General features: G+C 59.3%; 12 protein-coding genes and 1 pseudogene. 5 read left to right on the top strand and 8 right to left on the bottom strand.

Annotation, left to right across the window (positions count from 1 at the left end):
* Positions 1-57: 57 nt before the first annotated feature.
* Both P5706_RS18075 and P5706_RS18070 read right to left on the bottom strand, forming a co-directional pair.
* Positions 58-1,181, bottom strand: a pseudogene (locus P5706_RS18075) (IS481 family transposase).
* 919 nt (positions 1,182-2,100) lie between these two features.
* Positions 2,101-3,339 (bottom strand): acyl-CoA dehydrogenase family protein, encoded by a 1,239-nt coding sequence (locus tag P5706_RS18070; protein WP_200434861.1) that lies wholly within the window; start codon positions 3,337-3,339, stop codon positions 2,101-2,103.
* Between the two features lie 266 nt (positions 3,340-3,605).
* On the opposite strand from P5706_RS18070, the gene sfnG reads away from it, so the two are divergent.
* Entirely contained in the window at positions 3,606-4,691 is a 1,086-nt protein-coding gene (gene sfnG / locus P5706_RS18065) for a dimethylsulfone monooxygenase SfnG (RefSeq protein ID WP_138817467.1), read from the top strand.
* On the opposite strand, the gene P5706_RS18060 is transcribed toward sfnG, so the two are convergent.
* Entirely contained in the window at positions 4,675-5,775 is a 1,101-nt protein-coding gene (locus P5706_RS18060; protein ID WP_200434862.1) for a GNAT family N-acetyltransferase/peptidase C39 family protein, read from the bottom strand. The two genes, sfnG and P5706_RS18060, sit on opposite strands and share 17 nt — an antisense overlap.
* A gap of 94 nt (positions 5,776-5,869) precedes the next feature.
* Here P5706_RS18060 and P5706_RS18055 point away from each other — a divergent pair, with 94 nt between their 5' ends.
* Both P5706_RS18055 and P5706_RS18050 read left to right on the top strand, forming a co-directional pair.
* A complete protein-coding gene (locus tag P5706_RS18055; protein ID WP_207161316.1) occupies positions 5,870-7,456 on the top strand; it encodes a RimK family ATP-grasp domain-containing protein in 1,587 nt (528 codons plus the stop codon).
* Between the two features lie 6 nt (positions 7,457-7,462).
* On the top strand, positions 7,463-8,401 hold the full coding sequence (locus tag P5706_RS18050; RefSeq protein WP_285680588.1) for a magnesium transporter CorA family protein: 939 nt from the start codon (positions 7,463-7,465) through the stop codon (positions 8,399-8,401).
* A gap of 952 nt (positions 8,402-9,353) precedes the next feature.
* On the opposite strand, the gene map is transcribed toward P5706_RS18050, so the two are convergent.
* Entirely contained in the window at positions 9,354-10,115 is a 762-nt protein-coding gene (gene map / locus P5706_RS18045; protein WP_200434323.1) for a type I methionyl aminopeptidase, read from the bottom strand.
* A complete protein-coding gene (locus P5706_RS18040) occupies positions 10,115-10,315 on the bottom strand; it encodes a ParD-like family protein (protein ID WP_017135045.1) in 201 nt (66 codons plus the stop codon). Before P5706_RS18040 ends, map begins: the two co-directional genes overlap by 1 nt.
* Before the next feature lie 275 nt (positions 10,316-10,590).
* Here P5706_RS18040 and ilvA point away from each other — a divergent pair, with 275 nt between their 5' ends.
* Together ilvA and P5706_RS18030 are read left to right on the top strand one after the other, a co-directional pair.
* A complete protein-coding gene (gene ilvA, locus P5706_RS18035) occupies positions 10,591-11,613 on the top strand; it encodes a threonine ammonia-lyase, biosynthetic (RefSeq protein ID WP_285680585.1) in 1,023 nt (340 codons plus the stop codon).
* Positions 11,614-11,849: 236 nt separating this feature from the next.
* Positions 11,850-12,116, top strand: a complete 267-nt coding sequence (locus tag P5706_RS18030; protein ID WP_200434325.1) for a DUF1652 domain-containing protein — start codon at positions 11,850-11,852, stop codon at positions 12,114-12,116.
* A gap of 73 nt (positions 12,117-12,189) precedes the next feature.
* Here P5706_RS18030 and P5706_RS18025 read toward each other — a convergent pair whose 3' ends face one another.
* The 3 genes from P5706_RS18025 to xylB all read right to left on the bottom strand — a co-directional run bounded on the left by P5706_RS18025 (position 12,190) and on the right by xylB (position 14,983).
* Positions 12,190-12,450 (bottom strand): DUF2790 domain-containing protein, encoded by a 261-nt coding sequence (locus P5706_RS18025; RefSeq protein WP_285680583.1) that lies wholly within the window; start codon positions 12,448-12,450, stop codon positions 12,190-12,192.
* 100 nt (positions 12,451-12,550) lie between these two features.
* Positions 12,551-13,489, bottom strand: a complete 939-nt coding sequence (locus P5706_RS18020) for a carbohydrate kinase family protein (RefSeq protein WP_285680581.1) — start codon at positions 13,487-13,489, stop codon at positions 12,551-12,553.
* A 12-nt stretch (positions 13,490-13,501) separates the two neighbouring features.
* On the bottom strand, positions 13,502-14,983 hold the full coding sequence (xylB, locus tag P5706_RS18015; protein WP_285680579.1) for a xylulokinase: 1,482 nt from the start codon (positions 14,981-14,983) through the stop codon (positions 13,502-13,504).
* Between the last annotated feature and the right edge of the window lie 141 nt (positions 14,984-15,124).

Genomic DNA, 15,124 nt, shown 5'->3' with positions numbered 1-15,124 from the left:
AAGACATGTACGGACCGGACACATGGTGGACACATGTGCGGGGACATGGTGGACACATTATTGACCATAATCAGGCTTACTAACTTCGATAGTTCGCAAAAAATGATGGCAGAAATAGACATCGAACAGACCATCGCTTTCAGGGTTAGGGCGGATTGCTATGTGTTGCCCTGCCAGGCCTTTTGCGATGCTGAAATAGCTTTTCTGAAAGCGAAAACGGCTGTGATAAACCTTGGCTAATACGTCATCTGGTCCGTATTCAAACTCCGGTAGTTGCTGCGGATAATCCCAAGAACTGCTGCGATAACGGTCCATTGGCACCTTGTATTCCAGCGCCTGATGGGGACGTTGCAGGTTGTATATTTCACGCCATTGATCGAAAGCTAGCTGGGCATCTGCCAGTGTAGAAAGTGACGTCCGTTAAGGACTTCTGCCTTGAGTGATCGATGGAAACGCTCGATTTTCCCATTTGTTTGCGGATGGTAGGGACGACTGAAACTTATCCGAATTCCCAAACGCACCAGCCAAATGCTCAACTCGGTGATCTCGCCAGGATTACGCGGTGAGCCCCAAGGCGCGCCATTGTCGACGTTGATACGTGCTGGTAAACCGTAAATTTCAAATACCTTGCTCATCTTCTCTTTTACGGTGGTACCTCGCTCGTTATCACACGCTTGGATGGCCAGATTGAACCGCGAATGATCGTCCAGGATGGTCAGGGGGTGGCATCGGCCTTGCTGCATTGCAAAGTGGCCTTTGAAATCCATCTGCCAAAGATCGTTGGGCTCAGGATGTTCAAATCTCAGCAGGGCCCCTGGTTCTTTATCTGAGGGTTTAATCAAGCTATGCCGGTGCAAGACATTCGTGACAGTACTGGGGGCAATTCGCTTGTCCAGCATGCTGCTAATTGTGCGTCCGCCCCATGCCGGATGATCTTGGCGAAGTGCAATAACCTCAGCCTCCAGCTCGGCCTGGGTCAGCTTGGGGCTGCTGACGGGCTTACGTGACTTCTCTTGCAGGCCTGCAGAACCGCCGGCCTCGTAGCGTTTTAGCCACTTGTAGGCTGTCTGCGGACTTATGCCGAATCGTCGGCACAGCTCTCGCTTATTACTGCCGGGTTTCTTTGCTAAGGAAACAAACTCTTCTTTTAGGCTCATGGCGTCTCTCGAGTTCCAGGGCATGATGGCCTCCCGGCGCAGTTAGCTTGCCGAGAAGTGTCCACCATGTCCCCGCACACCCGTCAACCATGTGTCCGGTCCGTACATAAAGACACAAAAGTAACCAAAAAGTCTTCGCCCCAACACTCGGTGCCTCGCTTAGGCTCGGCATGCCCGCAATCCGCCAGTGATTTGGGGGGTCGCCGCGATGGGCCATCCTTGGCCCAGCGCGGCTAAACCGGCATCCCTGCCGGTTTACCCCCCCAAATCACTGTCGAATTCCGGCCATCGTGTTTAACGGGGCGATTTCAGATCAAGATCAAAAGCGCAAATCAAAAGACCGCTGACTTCGTCATCGAAAAGGATGTAAGGGCCAGAGCAACAGCTACAGCAACAGCAACAGCAAAGCCATACTCGGTCAACTGTGGGAGCTGGCTTGCCCGCGATAGCATCAACTCTGTGTAACTGATGTACCGAGGTGTCTGCATCGCAGGCAAGCCAGCTCCCACAGAAAAGCAGTTCTTCAGTGTATTCAGATAGGCTTTTGCTTTGCACTTGATCTGGCTCTTGCTTCAACCACTCAGGTCGGCTTTCAGGCCGCCGTGCTGTAGATCTTGATCTTGATTTTGATCTGAGACGCCCCGTTAACCACGCTGGCCGAACGCAGGCTTGAATCCGTGGGTAACCCGGCAGGACGCCGGGTTAGCCGCGCTGGGCCAAGGATGGCCCATCGCGGCGGCCCACGGATTCAAGCCGGAGTGAGGGCACACCGAGCCTAAGCGAGGTGCCGAGTGGTGGGGCGAGGACCTTTTGGTTACTTTTGCGTCCTTGCAAAAGTGACCCGCTGTAAGAGCGGAACCATAAGCCGCCGTTACCCAAATAACGGATATGTACACCGACAAGCCGCCATCGAAGGCAAGCCAGCTCCCACAGGTAACCCACCTCAGCCCTTGCCAGGCCCATTCCCGATCTGCCACACAAACGGCGGCTCGGTCCCATTGATCACCCAATCCCCCACAATCCGCGCCTTGTAGATCACCGGGTTATGCGACGACACCGTCCGCGCATTGCGCCAGTGGCGATCCAGCGATTTACCCTGGCGCACATCTGACGCCCCCAGCGCATTAAACAGCTCACTCGTGGCACGCTGAATCAACTCCGACACCACCACCTGCGCTGTCGCCGATTCAATCTCGGCAGCCACGTTCGCCTCACGCTCCGCCACCTCGTCCCCGGCAAATCTCGCCAAGTAAGCCCGTTGCGCCGGCACCGCAGCTTTCAACGCACTGGCCTCGGCGGCATACACCAGCGCGGCCACTTCACCCACCACTTGCTGTACCTGCGCATCCTGGCTGACATGCGCCGCGTTGCCATGGCTGTAGATGCGTTTACGATTGCGCACCTGCTGCGCCACATCGTTGAGCGCCGCACGGCCAATACCGGCCAGGCTCGCCAGCAGCACCAGTTGGTAAAACGCGGTCTGGTATTTGAAGCGCGTGGCAAAGTCGATCACGTTGTCGGCCTCGACCACCGCATCGGTAAACCGCGTGGTGCCGCTGCCCGTGGTGCGCTGGCCAAACCCGTCCCAGTCATCACGTTGCACTACGCCGGGCTGGCGTGTGCGAGTGGCGGCGATCACGTCGGCGCCGGTATCGCTGCGCTGGGCATACACGTCGATCCAGTCAGAGAAAAGGCTGCCGGTGCTGTAGAACTTCTCGCCGTTGAGCTTCCAGTTATCGCCATCCGGGCTGACCTGAGTGACCACATCACCGATGGCCACAGTGCCGATTTCAGTCCAGGCGCAACCGACGATATCGCCGTCGACAAATCGCTTGAACCACAGGTCGCGGCCTGCGCTGGGTGGCGCGTTCAGGCGGTCCTCGGCAAAGGCGAAGTGCCCGCGCAACGCCTGGGGCACATTGGAGTCGGCCGCCGCCAGTTCGATCAGCAGCTCGAACAATTGCGGCAGGGACGCGCCGCCACCGCCGTATTCCACTGGCACCCGCACCGCGCCGAACCCTGCGTGTTTGAGCCACTCTATGGGCTCATAGGGCAGGGCGCGCGCCTGTTCACGTGCCACGGCACCTTCGGCGATGCGCTGGAAAATCGGCCGAAAGCGCGCGGCCAGGGTGGCGTAATCGACGCCGGTAGACAACGGGTTGATGACATGTTGCTCGGTCATGGGGTACGGCTCCTGGGCAGTGATCAATGCTGAGTTGATTGCACAGTCCGTGCCGGGCGGCGCAGCCCGTATTTACTGAGGATGGATCCAACCTGCTGTTGGCCCAGCAACAGTAAATCGACAAATCAAGGCCCTGCGCGACATTCGCCGGCGTGGCAACAACCACTGCGATATACGCTGCAACGCCCATGGGGTGGCGCTTTGATGATGTCTGGCACGCTTGCTGCTCAAGCCTGGTTACATCCTTTCGTGCGAGGTACTGCCAGATGAGTCAGCAAGCCGTGAAATTTGCCTATTGGGTGCCCAACGTCAGCGGTGGGCTGGTGGTCAGCAAGATCGAACAGCGCACTCACTGGGGCATCGACTACAACCGCAAGCTCGCGCAGTTGGCCGAGGCGGCCGGCTTTGAATATGGCCTGACGCAAATTCGTTTCACCGCCGGCTACGGTGCCGACAATCAGCATGAGTCTGTAGCGTTCAGCCACGCGTTGCTGGCGGCGACCACCACGCTCAAGGTGATCGCAGCGATCCTGCCCGGCCCGTGGCAGCCGGCGCTGGCGGCCAAGCAACTGGCGACCATCGACCAGCTCACCAACGGGCGCATCGCGGTGAACATTGTCAGCGGTTGGTTCAAGGGCGAATTCCAGGCCATCGGCGAGCCCTGGCTGGAACACGATGAACGTTATCGCCGCTCCGAGGAGTTTATCCGTGCCCTCAAAGGCATCTGGAGCCAGGACGATTTCACCTTCAAGGGCGACTTTTACCGCTTCAACAACTACAGCCTGAAACCCAAGCCGCTCGGCCAGCCGGAAGTGTTTCAGGGCGGCAGCTCACGGGCGGCGCGGGACATGGCGGCACGCGTGTCGGACTGGTATTTCACCAACGGCAACACGCCCGAAGGTATCAAGGCCCAGGTTGATGACATCCGCACCAAGGCCGCGGCCAATCATCATTCGGTGAAAGTCGGTGTAAACGCCTTCGTGATCGCGCGCGATACCGAAGAAGAAGCGCGCGCCGTGCTCGCCGAAATCATCGACAAGGCCGACCCCGAAGCGGTGAATGCGTTTGGCGATGCGGCCAAACAGGCCGGCAAGGCCTCACCGGAAGGCGAGGGCAACTGGGCCAAGTCCAGCTTTGAAGACCTGGTGCAATACAACGACGGCTTCAAGACCAACCTGATTGGCACGCCGCAGCAGATCGCCGAGCGCATTGTCGCGCTCAAGGCCGTGGGCGTGGACCTGATACTGGCCGGCTTCCTGCATTTTCAGGAAGAGGTCGAATACTTCGGCCAGCGCGTCCTGCCGCTGGTGCGCGAACTGGAAGCCAAGGCCGCGGTCAAGCAGGTGGCATAAACAGCACAACCGCAGCGCGCAGTTTGTTATTGCCAAAACGGCACATGCGCTCGAACTCCCCATGGCTGACCGGCAGGTGCTGGCAGTCCAGGGGCTGGCGATGCTGGCTGTGGTCCACATCGGGGTCATGCAAGTAAACGAACTCTGCGTCGCAGTCGGTGACCATCACCCAGTGCGGCGACTTGGAACGGGTGAGGCGGTAGCTGCTGATCAGCACCAATGGCTGCCCGCCGGCCTGCAATACCTGGGGTAAATCCAGCGGGCCGCCCAGCAACTGCTCGACGTCGCTGCCGGCCAATTCTTCTTCAAACGCCTCGTGTACTAAGCGCATCACGTCCTTTTTGTGCTGGTCACGCACGCCATCCAGAAACAACGGCCCGCGCACGTTCACCTGCATTCGCACTCGAAAACCTCGGCGCCAGGCGGCCAGCGCCAAACCTTGCGGGCTGCAGCCGCCGTGGCCTGCGGTCATGAATACGGTGGTGGCCTCGCGCCAGATCTGCAGTTCTTCGCGCCGCCCGGCCATGCGCCCCGGCAGCAACGCACCCATTGCCATCAGCAGGCACGCGGCGCCACAGGTGAAGTCGGTGGTCTGTTGGTAATACGGCACGCTCTGCGGGCGTGCGACCTGGTGCTGGAGGATGCGTTTTTCCAGCCGAATAGCCGCGGTGTGATCTTCGTAATAGTCATTGATGAGGGCAAAGCGGCGGTAGCCATTGCGCTCATACAGCGCCAGGGCGCCGGGGTTGTCGGTGCGCACTTCCAGGCGCAGGTAGGCGCAGTCATGTTCCAGGGCGCAGGCCTCGATGCGCGTGAGCAATTGCTTACCCAAGCCCATGCCGCGCGCGTGTTCGGCGATGGCGATGGAGTACAGCCGCGCCAGCGAGGTGCCGCGATGGAACAGCACCAGTGCATAACCGAGCAACTGCCGGTCATTTTCCGCCACCAGCAACTGCCCATGGGCACGGCTGACCATCCACTGGAAACTGCGCGGCGAGAGCCGGTCGGTGGTGAAACAGTGCTGTTCCAGCGTGACCAGTTCGGGCACATCTGCGGGGGTTGCAACGCGAAAGAAAAGAGCCATATGACCGCCGTAAAAGTTGCGTAACGAAACGGGACTTCTCTAAAAGATCGTGCTTAATAGAAAAGGTCGAGTTCTCTAAAGCGGATCAAATATTATGTCAGCGGTACAAGGTCATTGGCGTGAAGTATCCGAGCAAAACGTCGCGGCGACAATAACTTCCAACGGTTATTTTTCGGTCGCAAGCAAAGGCTCAAGCCAAGTGGTGATCATTGTCGAACGCAAGGAAGATTGGGCCTCTTACTTCCCCAGCGAAGACATCGTGACCGCCCAGGAATACCTTGAGCAAACCCGTGAAAGCGAGACGGGCAAGCGTGTACAGGTGATCAACCTGTGCCGCAGCTACAAGTACCTGGGGCATGGCTACTACTGCTCGTTGCTGGCCGAAGCGCGCGGGCACAAGGTGATTCCGTCGGTACGCACCATCAGTGAACTGACTAAAAAGTCGCTGTATGGCTTGTCGCTGGATGACCTGGATAAAACCCTCGATAAAGCCTTGAGTCATCACCTTTACAGCAATACCGAAGGCTTTACCCTGACACTTTATTTTGGTCGAACCAATATAGAACCGCTGCAAGAGTTGGCCCGCCAGTTATTTGAAACGTTCCCGTGCCCGATCTTGTTAGTTGAGTTTCGCAAACACAATGGCTGGCACATCGAAGGGGTCAAATCCGGGGTCTTGCACAAGTTGCGCGATGACCAGGAAGACCAGTTCGCCCACGCCCTCGACAACTTCAGCCGCAAGATCTGGCGCCAACCGCGCTCACGCCGCTTGGCGCGTTATGACCTGGCGATTCTTCACGACCCACAGGAGCAACTGCCGCCGTCCAATGCCCGCGCCCTGGAAAACTTCGTGCGGGTCGGCAAAGGGCTGGGCATCGATGTGGAGCTGATCGAGCGCAAGGATTATTCGCGCCTGGCCGAGTACGACGCCTTGCTGATCCGTGAGACCACCAGCGTCGATAACCACACCTATCGCTTTGCCAAAAAAGCCGAAAGCGAAGGCCTGGTGGTGATGGATGACCCGGCATCGATCCTGCGCTGTACCAACAAGGTCTATCTCACTGACTTGCTCAACAGCCATCAACTGGGCATGCCCGCCACCGAGATTCTCTACAAGGAGCGACCGGAAGATTTCGAACGGGTCGGTGAGCGCCTGGGTTTCCCGCTGGTGTTGAAGATCCCCGACGGTTGCTTCTCGCGCGGCGTGATCAAAGTGGAAAGCCAGGAAGCCCTGCTCAAGGCCACCGCCGAGTTGTTCGAACATTCGGTGCTGTTGCTGGCCCAGGAGTTTTTCTACACCGAGTACGACTGGCGCATTGGCGTGCTCAACCGCAAGCCGATCTTTGCCTGCCAATACTTCATGTCCAAGGGCCACTGGCAGATTTATAACCACAAGGCTATCGGCCAGGACATCAACGGTGAATGCCGCACCCTGGCGGTCCACGAAGCGCCCAAGGCGGTGGTGGAACTGGCGGTGAAAACCGCCAACCTGATCGGCGACGGCCTCTACGGTGTCGACCTCAAGCAGTCCGGCGATAAAGTGGTGGTGATCGAGGTCAACGACAACCCCAACATGGACGCCGGTATCGAAGATGCCTATTTGCAAGACGACCTGTATGCACTAGTGCTGGAGGAGTTCGTACGGCGGCTGGAGTTGAAACGCCAGGGCCAGGGCTGGTGACGCGCGATGATCCAGCGCTTTGAACTGATCGAGGGAAAACTGTGCAAAGCGGACAAGGACGACGCTGCAATCATGCTGTTCAACAACCCGGACGCGGCCGAACGCGAGTGGCTGCGAGAGCATCACAAACTCGACGAGCACGCCCTGGCCTCGGCCCTCGACCCGGATGAAGTCTCCCGCATAGAGTTCCACCCCGATAATCTGTTCCTGATCTGGAAACGCCCGGAGAACTATTCGGGCGGCGGCAGCCTGATGTTCGAAGTGGCCTCCTGCGGGCTGTTGTTTTCGCCCGGTCGCCTGCTGGTGATTGCCACGGATGCCACCCCACTGTCCGGGCTCGGCGCACGCCGGCCGTTGCATACGCCGCTGGACGTGCTGCTTGATCTGCTGCTTAACAACATCCACCACTACTTTGGGCACCTCAAGGTGATCAAGCTGGTGGCGCGGGAGTTGCAGCAACAGTTCAACGCGTCGATGAGCAACCAGCACCTGATGCAGATGTTCAACCTCAGCGAGAGTTTGATCTATTACATCAACGCGCTGCACAGCAACGGCGCGGTGTTGTCACGGTTGCGCAACCACGCGGAAAAAGAGCATTTCAGCGCCGAGGTGCTGGGCTTGATTGATGACCTGATCATTGAGAACCACCAGTGCTACAAGCAGGCGGAAATCTACTCCAACGTGTTTTCCGGACTGATCGATGCACGCGGCAACCTGATGAACAACAGCATGAACAATCTGCTGCGCAAGCTGACGTTGATCAACGTTGTGTTCCTGCCGCTCAACCTGATCGCCAGCGTGGGCGGGATGTCGGAGTTCAGCATGATGACGGCGGGCACGCCGTGGTGGGTGTCTTACCCGCTGTTGATGGTGGCGATGGGGGTTGGAGCGGGGTTGATGGTGTTCGGGCTCAAGCGCATAGCCGGCGGCGCCAGCCGCGCGTGAGTACATTGCACTTTGTGGGAACGGGCTTTTGGTGGTGTACATATCCGTTGCTGCGGTAACGGCTGAGTAGGGTTCCGCTCTTACAGCGGGTCACTTTTGTAAAGACACAAAAGTAACCAAAAAGTCTTCGCCCCAACACTCGGTGCCTCGCTTAGGCTCGGCATGCCCGCAATCCGCCAGTGATTTGGGGGGCCGCCGCGATGGGCCATCCTTGGCCCAGCGCGGCTAAACCGGCGTCCTGCCGGTTTACCCCCCAAATCACTGTCAGATTCCGGCCATCGTGTTTAACGGGGCGATTTCAGATCAAGATCACGATCACAAGCGCAGATCAAAAGACCGCTGACTTCGTCATCGAAAAGGATGTAAGGGCCAGAGCAACAGCAACAGCAACAGCAACAGCAGAGCCATACTCGGTCTAATGTGGGAGCTGGCTTGTCGAATCGTCGCACCGCTGCGATGGCATCAACTCGGTGTGCCTGATGTACCGAGGTGCCTGCATCGCAGGCAAGCCAACTCCCACAGAAAAGCAGTTCTTCAGTGTATTCAGATAGGCTTTTGCCTTGCACTTGATCTGGCTCTTGCTTCAACCACTCAGGTCGGCTTTCAGGCCGCCGTGCTGTAGATCTTGATCTTGATCTTGATTTTGATCTGAGACGCCCCGTTAACCACGATGGCCGAACGCAGGCTTGAATCCGTGGGTAACCCGGCAGGACGCCGGGTTAGCCGCGCTGGGCCAAGGATGGCCCATCGCGGCGGCCCACGGATTCAAGCCGGAGTGAGGGCACACCGAGCCTAAGCGAGGTGCAGAGGGGTGGGGCACAGACCTTTTGGTTACTTTTGGGGCGTTTGCCAAAAGTGACCCGCTGTAAGAGCGGAACCATAGGCGGCCATAACCGCAGCAACGGATATACACACCGACAAACCGCCACAGCAGGCAAGCCAGCCCCCCAGGTTATGCGTCAGTTGGCGGTTGCAGCGTCAGCACTTCAAAGCCGTCCGCCGTCACCGCCACGGTATGTTCCCACTGCGCCGACAGGCTGTTGTCCTTGGTCACCACCGTCCAGCCATCCTTGAGGTCGCGCACCTTGGCGCTGCCCTGGTTGAGCATCGGCTCAATGGTAAACACCATGCCCTCGCACAGTTCCAACCCGGTGCCGGGGCGGCCGAAGTGCAGCACTTGGGGTTCCTCGTGCATCTGCCGGCCGATGCCGTGGCCGCAATACTCGCGCACTACGCTGTAGCCGTTGGCCTGCGCATGGCTCTGGATCGCATGGCCGATATCGCCCAGGCGGGCGCCGGGGCGAACCTGGCGGATGCCGGCCCACATGGCTTCGAAGGTCTGTTCCACCAGGCGCCGGGCCTTGGGCGCCACGTTGCCGATCATGTACATCTTGCTGGAGTCAGCGATAAAACCGCCTTTCTCCAGAGTGATATCGATGTTGATGATGTCGCCGTCTTTCAACACCTCCTTGGCGCTGGGCATGCCATGGCACACCACTTCGTTGATCGAGGTATTGATGCAAAACGGGTAGTCATACTGCCCAAGGCTCGCCGGGCGGGCTTTGAGGTCGTTGCGGATAAAGGCCTCGACGGCGCTGTCCAGCTCCAGGGTTGAGCGCCCAGCGGCGACAAAGCCGTCGAGCATGCTGAATACCTGGGCCAGCAGGCGCCCGGATTCGCGCATCACCGCCAGTTGTGCAGGCGTCTTGATCATCAGCCGCGCCCTCGAATCAGGTCAGGCTTGTCCAGCAACAACTTGTTGATCAGCTCGTTGTAGGGCAGGTGCGGGTTGAGTTCGGCGAGCAGGCCAATCTTGATCCAGAACTCGGCCTGGGCGTTGATGGAGCGGTCCATGGCGGCGCTGGCCAGGCGAAGCTGTTCGTGCAGTTGGTCGGTGATCTTGACGATGCCCATGGGGTTCACTGTGTTAGATGGATATACAAAGCGTATACGTTTCGTATATCGCCCGTAAACCCCAACCGGCTAAATGGCGACAGGCCATTGACTTGCCCAGCAACCGCCGGTTAATTTCGCTGCATGACCTTTCAAGCCTTCTGCAGCCAGCCGAGCATTATTATTACCGCCATTCCTCATTTGGCGGGATAGCACACGGCTGCACCCAAACCCGCCCTAGAGGCGGGTTTTGTTTTTCCGACTCCTGGGCAGCACACCAACACCAGGAGATGCCCATGAGTACCCACAGCGCCGCGCAAACCGCCAACACCGGGCTGCTTGAGCACTACGTGAAAAAGATCCTCGCCGCCCCGGTTTACGACGTGGCGGTGCGCACGCCCTTGCAGCTGGCGCCTGCGCTGTCGGCGTTACTGGGCAACCAGGTGCTGCTCAAGCGGGAAGATTTGCAGCCGACGTTTTCCTTCAAGATCCGTGGTGCCTATAACAAGCTGGTGCAACTGAGCGATGAGCAAAAAGCCTGTGGCGTGGTAACCGCCTCTGCGGGTAACCATGCGCAGGGCGTGGCGCTGGCGGCGCGGGAGCTGGGCATCAAGGCGCGTATCGTCATGCCGTGCAGCACGCCGCAGTTGAAGGTGCTGGGCGTGCGCTCCCGTGGCGCCGAGGCGGTGTTGCATGGCGAAAGCTTTCCGTTTGCCTTGGCGCATGCGCTGCAATTGGCCGAGGCTTCGGGCTGCACCTTTGTTTCGCCGTTCGATGACCCCGATGTGATCGCCGGCCAAGGCACCGTTGCCATGGAAATACTGCGCCAGCAGCAAGGCCCGCTGCACGCGATCTTCGTACCGGTGGGCGGCGGTGGCCTGATCGCCGGGATTGCCTCCTATGTCAAATACCTGCGGCCCGAGGTGCGCATTGTCGGGGTCGAACCCGAGGGTTCCAGTTGCCTGCTGGCGGCCTTGCGCGCCGGTGAGCGGGTGGTGCTGCCCAGTGTCGACGGGTTTGCCGATGGCACCGCGGTGGCGCAGATCGGTGCCTATGGCTTTGAGATCTGCCGCGATTGGGTCGATGAAGTGATCACCGTCAGCAATGACCAACTGTGCAGCGCTATCAAGCTGATCTACGACGATACGCGCTCCATCACCGAGCCTTCCGGCGCACTGGCAGTGGCGGGCATTCGCAAGTACGTCAACCAAAATGGCGTGCGCGGGCAGACCTTGGTGGCGGTAAATTCCGGGGCCAATATCAACTTTGATAGTTTGCGACATGTTGCAGAGAGAGTAGCGGCGCAAGGTGTAATTTAGTGCATAAACGTTTAATCGGCGCGGTTCGACGATAATTAGCCCGGGGTGAACAGACTTATATAAGTCAGCGCGGCGCTTATGAGGAAAGGTTACAACGAGAGTGGATTTTGCCTAGTAGGCTGATGAATGAAAGCGTCTGCCAGGGTCGGTAAGACGCCGCAGGCCTGCGCCTGCACCGTACCTGAATATCTGTACCTAAAAATCTGTTGGCAGTCTCAAAAAAGGAGAGGTTGGCCATGCTTTCGGAACTAGAGCTACGCAGCATTATTGAAGGAAGTTTCCTGCCCAAGCGGTGCGAATGCACCAAAGCCGAAGACGCTTCATTAACGATCAAGGTCTATGACGACCGCGACCGTGACCGGGTGGATTTGGAAGTCAAAGGTATCAACGCGGAAAAACTCGACAGCAGTCGAGCCATTTGCAACCTGATCAGCGGGTTGCGCGAAGACCTCAAGCACACCCAAGCACCTGCTCAGCAAAGGGCGGCGGGGCGCGGCTACTAGTCAGCCAAGTGTTTGAGAGTGATTCACCGACGACCTGTGGGCCTGGTAAACGCCAGGCCCAGTACGGTGCGTTTCAATTCTGAAAATCGCAGGCTTCGGACATTTTCCGGTAGCCCACATCTTCGATCTTCCCGGCTTTGTCCACAAACTTGATATCGGCGTTGATCACCTTGCACAGGCTGGTATCTTCCTCGTGCATAGCGATCACTTTGTCGACGTTCAAGGGCATGCCGTATTGATAAGGCACGGGCTTGGCGGCGGTGTCGGCCTGGGCCATGCCCGACACGGCGGCAAGGGCCAATGTGCCGGTGAATAACAATGTACGCAGTTTCATGATGGTGCTCCGCAAGTGAGTTCAAATTCACTCTCGGCTTGCGGGATTAACCATCGATTAATTTTGCCTTGGCTGACAAAACCTTCATGAAACCCAGGCTTCAGCCCAATTGCTGGCGATACGGCAAATCCGGCCCGGTCTTGCTGCAGGTCAGTGCGGCGGCGCGGATAGCAAAGCCGAGCATGCTGTCGATCTGCGCGCGTGTCAGCTGCTGCACGCCTTCCACCGAATCCAGCTGCTGCTCGGTCAGCCAGGCAATTAACGCGGCCTGGAAGGTGTCGCCGGCGCCCACTGTATCGGCCATCACCACCTTGACCGCAGGTTGCGACCAACTGCCGTGCTGGCGGCTGAAGACTGTCGCACCCTCGCCGCCACGGGTGAGGAACACCAGTTGGCAACGGTGTTGCAACCAGCCTTGCAGCACGCTCTCGGGCGACTGGTCGGGGTAGAGCAGGTGCAGGTCTTCATCGCTGACCTTGATCAGGTCGGCATGCTTGACCAACTCGGCCACGCGCTCACGCCACAGTTGGATATCCGGCTGCGGGTTGAGCCGCACATTGGGGTCCAGGCTGATCAGGCGCTTGCCGCTTTCGCGTTTGACCAGGCTCAGCAGGGTGTCGCCGATCGGCTGTACCACCAGCGAAAACGAGCCGATATGCACGCCACGAATCTCATCGCCCAAGGTCGGCAGGTGCTCAATCGCCAGTTGCCGATCGGCGCAGCCTTCACCGCGAAAGCTGTACTGCGGTGAGCCATTGGCGCCCACGGCAACCATGGCCAGGGTAGTCGGCGCGGCGAACTCAAGTAGAAATTGCTGGCTGACGCCTTCGTCCTTGAGCACTTGCAGCAAGCGCTGGCCAAGGAAGTCGTTGGACACGCCACCCAACAGCGCGGACTCAATGCCCAGGCGACGCAAACCGACGGCCACGTTGAACGGCGAACCACCGGCAATGGCCTTGTAATTGACCTTGGAAGCCTGCCCGCTGGCATCCTCCTCGCTGAAAAAATCGAACAGCGCTTCGCCACACACCAGATACATAGTCGTTCGCTCTTAAAGGGTTGCCACGAGCTGCTGATAGCGCTCGTAAGCCTGTTGATAGGCACTGACACTGGCCGCCACCGGCAGCGTGCGGCTGCTGGGGTCGACACTTACGCAGGTGTCGCACAGGCTGGCCAGGGATTCGCCGGACTGGCTCCAGGCCGCCTGAATTGCCGCACCGAGGGCGGCGGCTTCGCTTTGTTCGGTACACACCACTTCGGTGTTCATGATATCGGCGACCATCTGCCGCCACACCGGGCTTTTCGAGCCGCCGCCGATCAGGCGGATACTGTGGCTTTGCAGGCCGGTCTGGCGCAGCAGGTCCAGGCCGTAGCGCAGGCCGAAGGTGGTGCCCTCGACTACGGCGCGGCACAGGTTGGCGCGGGTCAGGTTGGTCATGGTCAGCCCGTGCAGGCTGCCGGTGGCGTGGGGCAGGGCGGGCACGCGTTCGCCGTTGAGGAACGGCAGCATGCTGACGCCATCGGCGCCAATCGGCGCTTGCTCAACCAGGCTGTTGAAGGCCGCAAGGTCAAGCTCGAACAGCTCGCGAATCACCCCGGTGGCGTTGGTCAGGTTCATGGTGCAAATCAATGGCAACCAACCGCCGCTGGATGAGCAGAAGGTCGCGACCGATGCTTGCGGGCTGACATTCGGCTGCTCGGCGAAGGCGTATACGGTGCCGGACGAACCCAGGCTCATGGTGATCACGCCGGGCGCGATATTGCCGGTGCCGATGGCGCCCATCATGTTGTCGCCGCCGCCACTGGACACCTTGGCATTCGGGTTGATACCTAAGCGTTCGGCGATGGCCGGCAGGATGGTGCCGACCGTTTGATCGGCCGCAATCAACGCGGGCAGGGCTTTTTCCAGGCGCCCGCTCGGGTCGATGTGTTTCAGTAGCTCTACGTCCCACTCGCGGCTGCGCACGTTGAAGTAACCGGTGCCCGACGCATCGCCGTATTCCGCCACGGCGCGGCCGGTGAGCCAGTAGTTGAGGTAGTCGTGGGGCAGCAGGATATGCGCAATGCGCGCGAACACGTCCGGGTGTTGTTCGCGGGTCCACAGCAGTTTGGAGACGGTATAGCCCGGCGCAATCGCCACGCCGAGGCGTTCCAACGAGCCGCTTTCGCCGCCCAGATATGCCAGCAGGCGGTCGTTCTCCGGCGCGGTTTCGGTGTCGCACCAGAGTTTGGCCGGGCGCAGCACTTCACCGTGCTCGTCCAGCAGCACCAGCCCGTGCTGCTGGCCGGAGACGCCGATGCCGAGGATGTCCTGGCCGTCCACACCGGCCTGTTGCAAAGCGCGGTGAGTGGCTTCGGTAAAGGCATCCAGCCATTCCTGGGTGTGCTGTTCGCGGCGGCCATTGGCGCCGCTGATCAGCGTATGCGCGGCGGCGCCCAGGCCAAGCACCTTGCCGCTGGAGGCGTCGAGGACGATGGCTTTGGTGCCCTGGGTGCCGCAATCGATGCCGAGGTACAGGTTTTGCTGGGTCATGAAGGAGTGCTCAGCAGTATTATTCTTGGATTGTTAACCCGCTCAAATGTGGGAGCTGGTCTGTGTGGGAGCTGGCTTGCCTGCGATGCCAGCACCTCGGTCTACCAGTCAAACCCAGGTGATGCTATCGCAGGCAAGCCA

Source organism: Pseudomonas sp. ChxA (assembly GCF_030263855.1).
Lineage (GTDB): Bacteria > Pseudomonadota > Gammaproteobacteria > Pseudomonadales > Pseudomonadaceae > Aquipseudomonas > Aquipseudomonas fluorescens_CB.
This window is presented reverse-complemented; position numbering and strand designations above follow the sequence as displayed.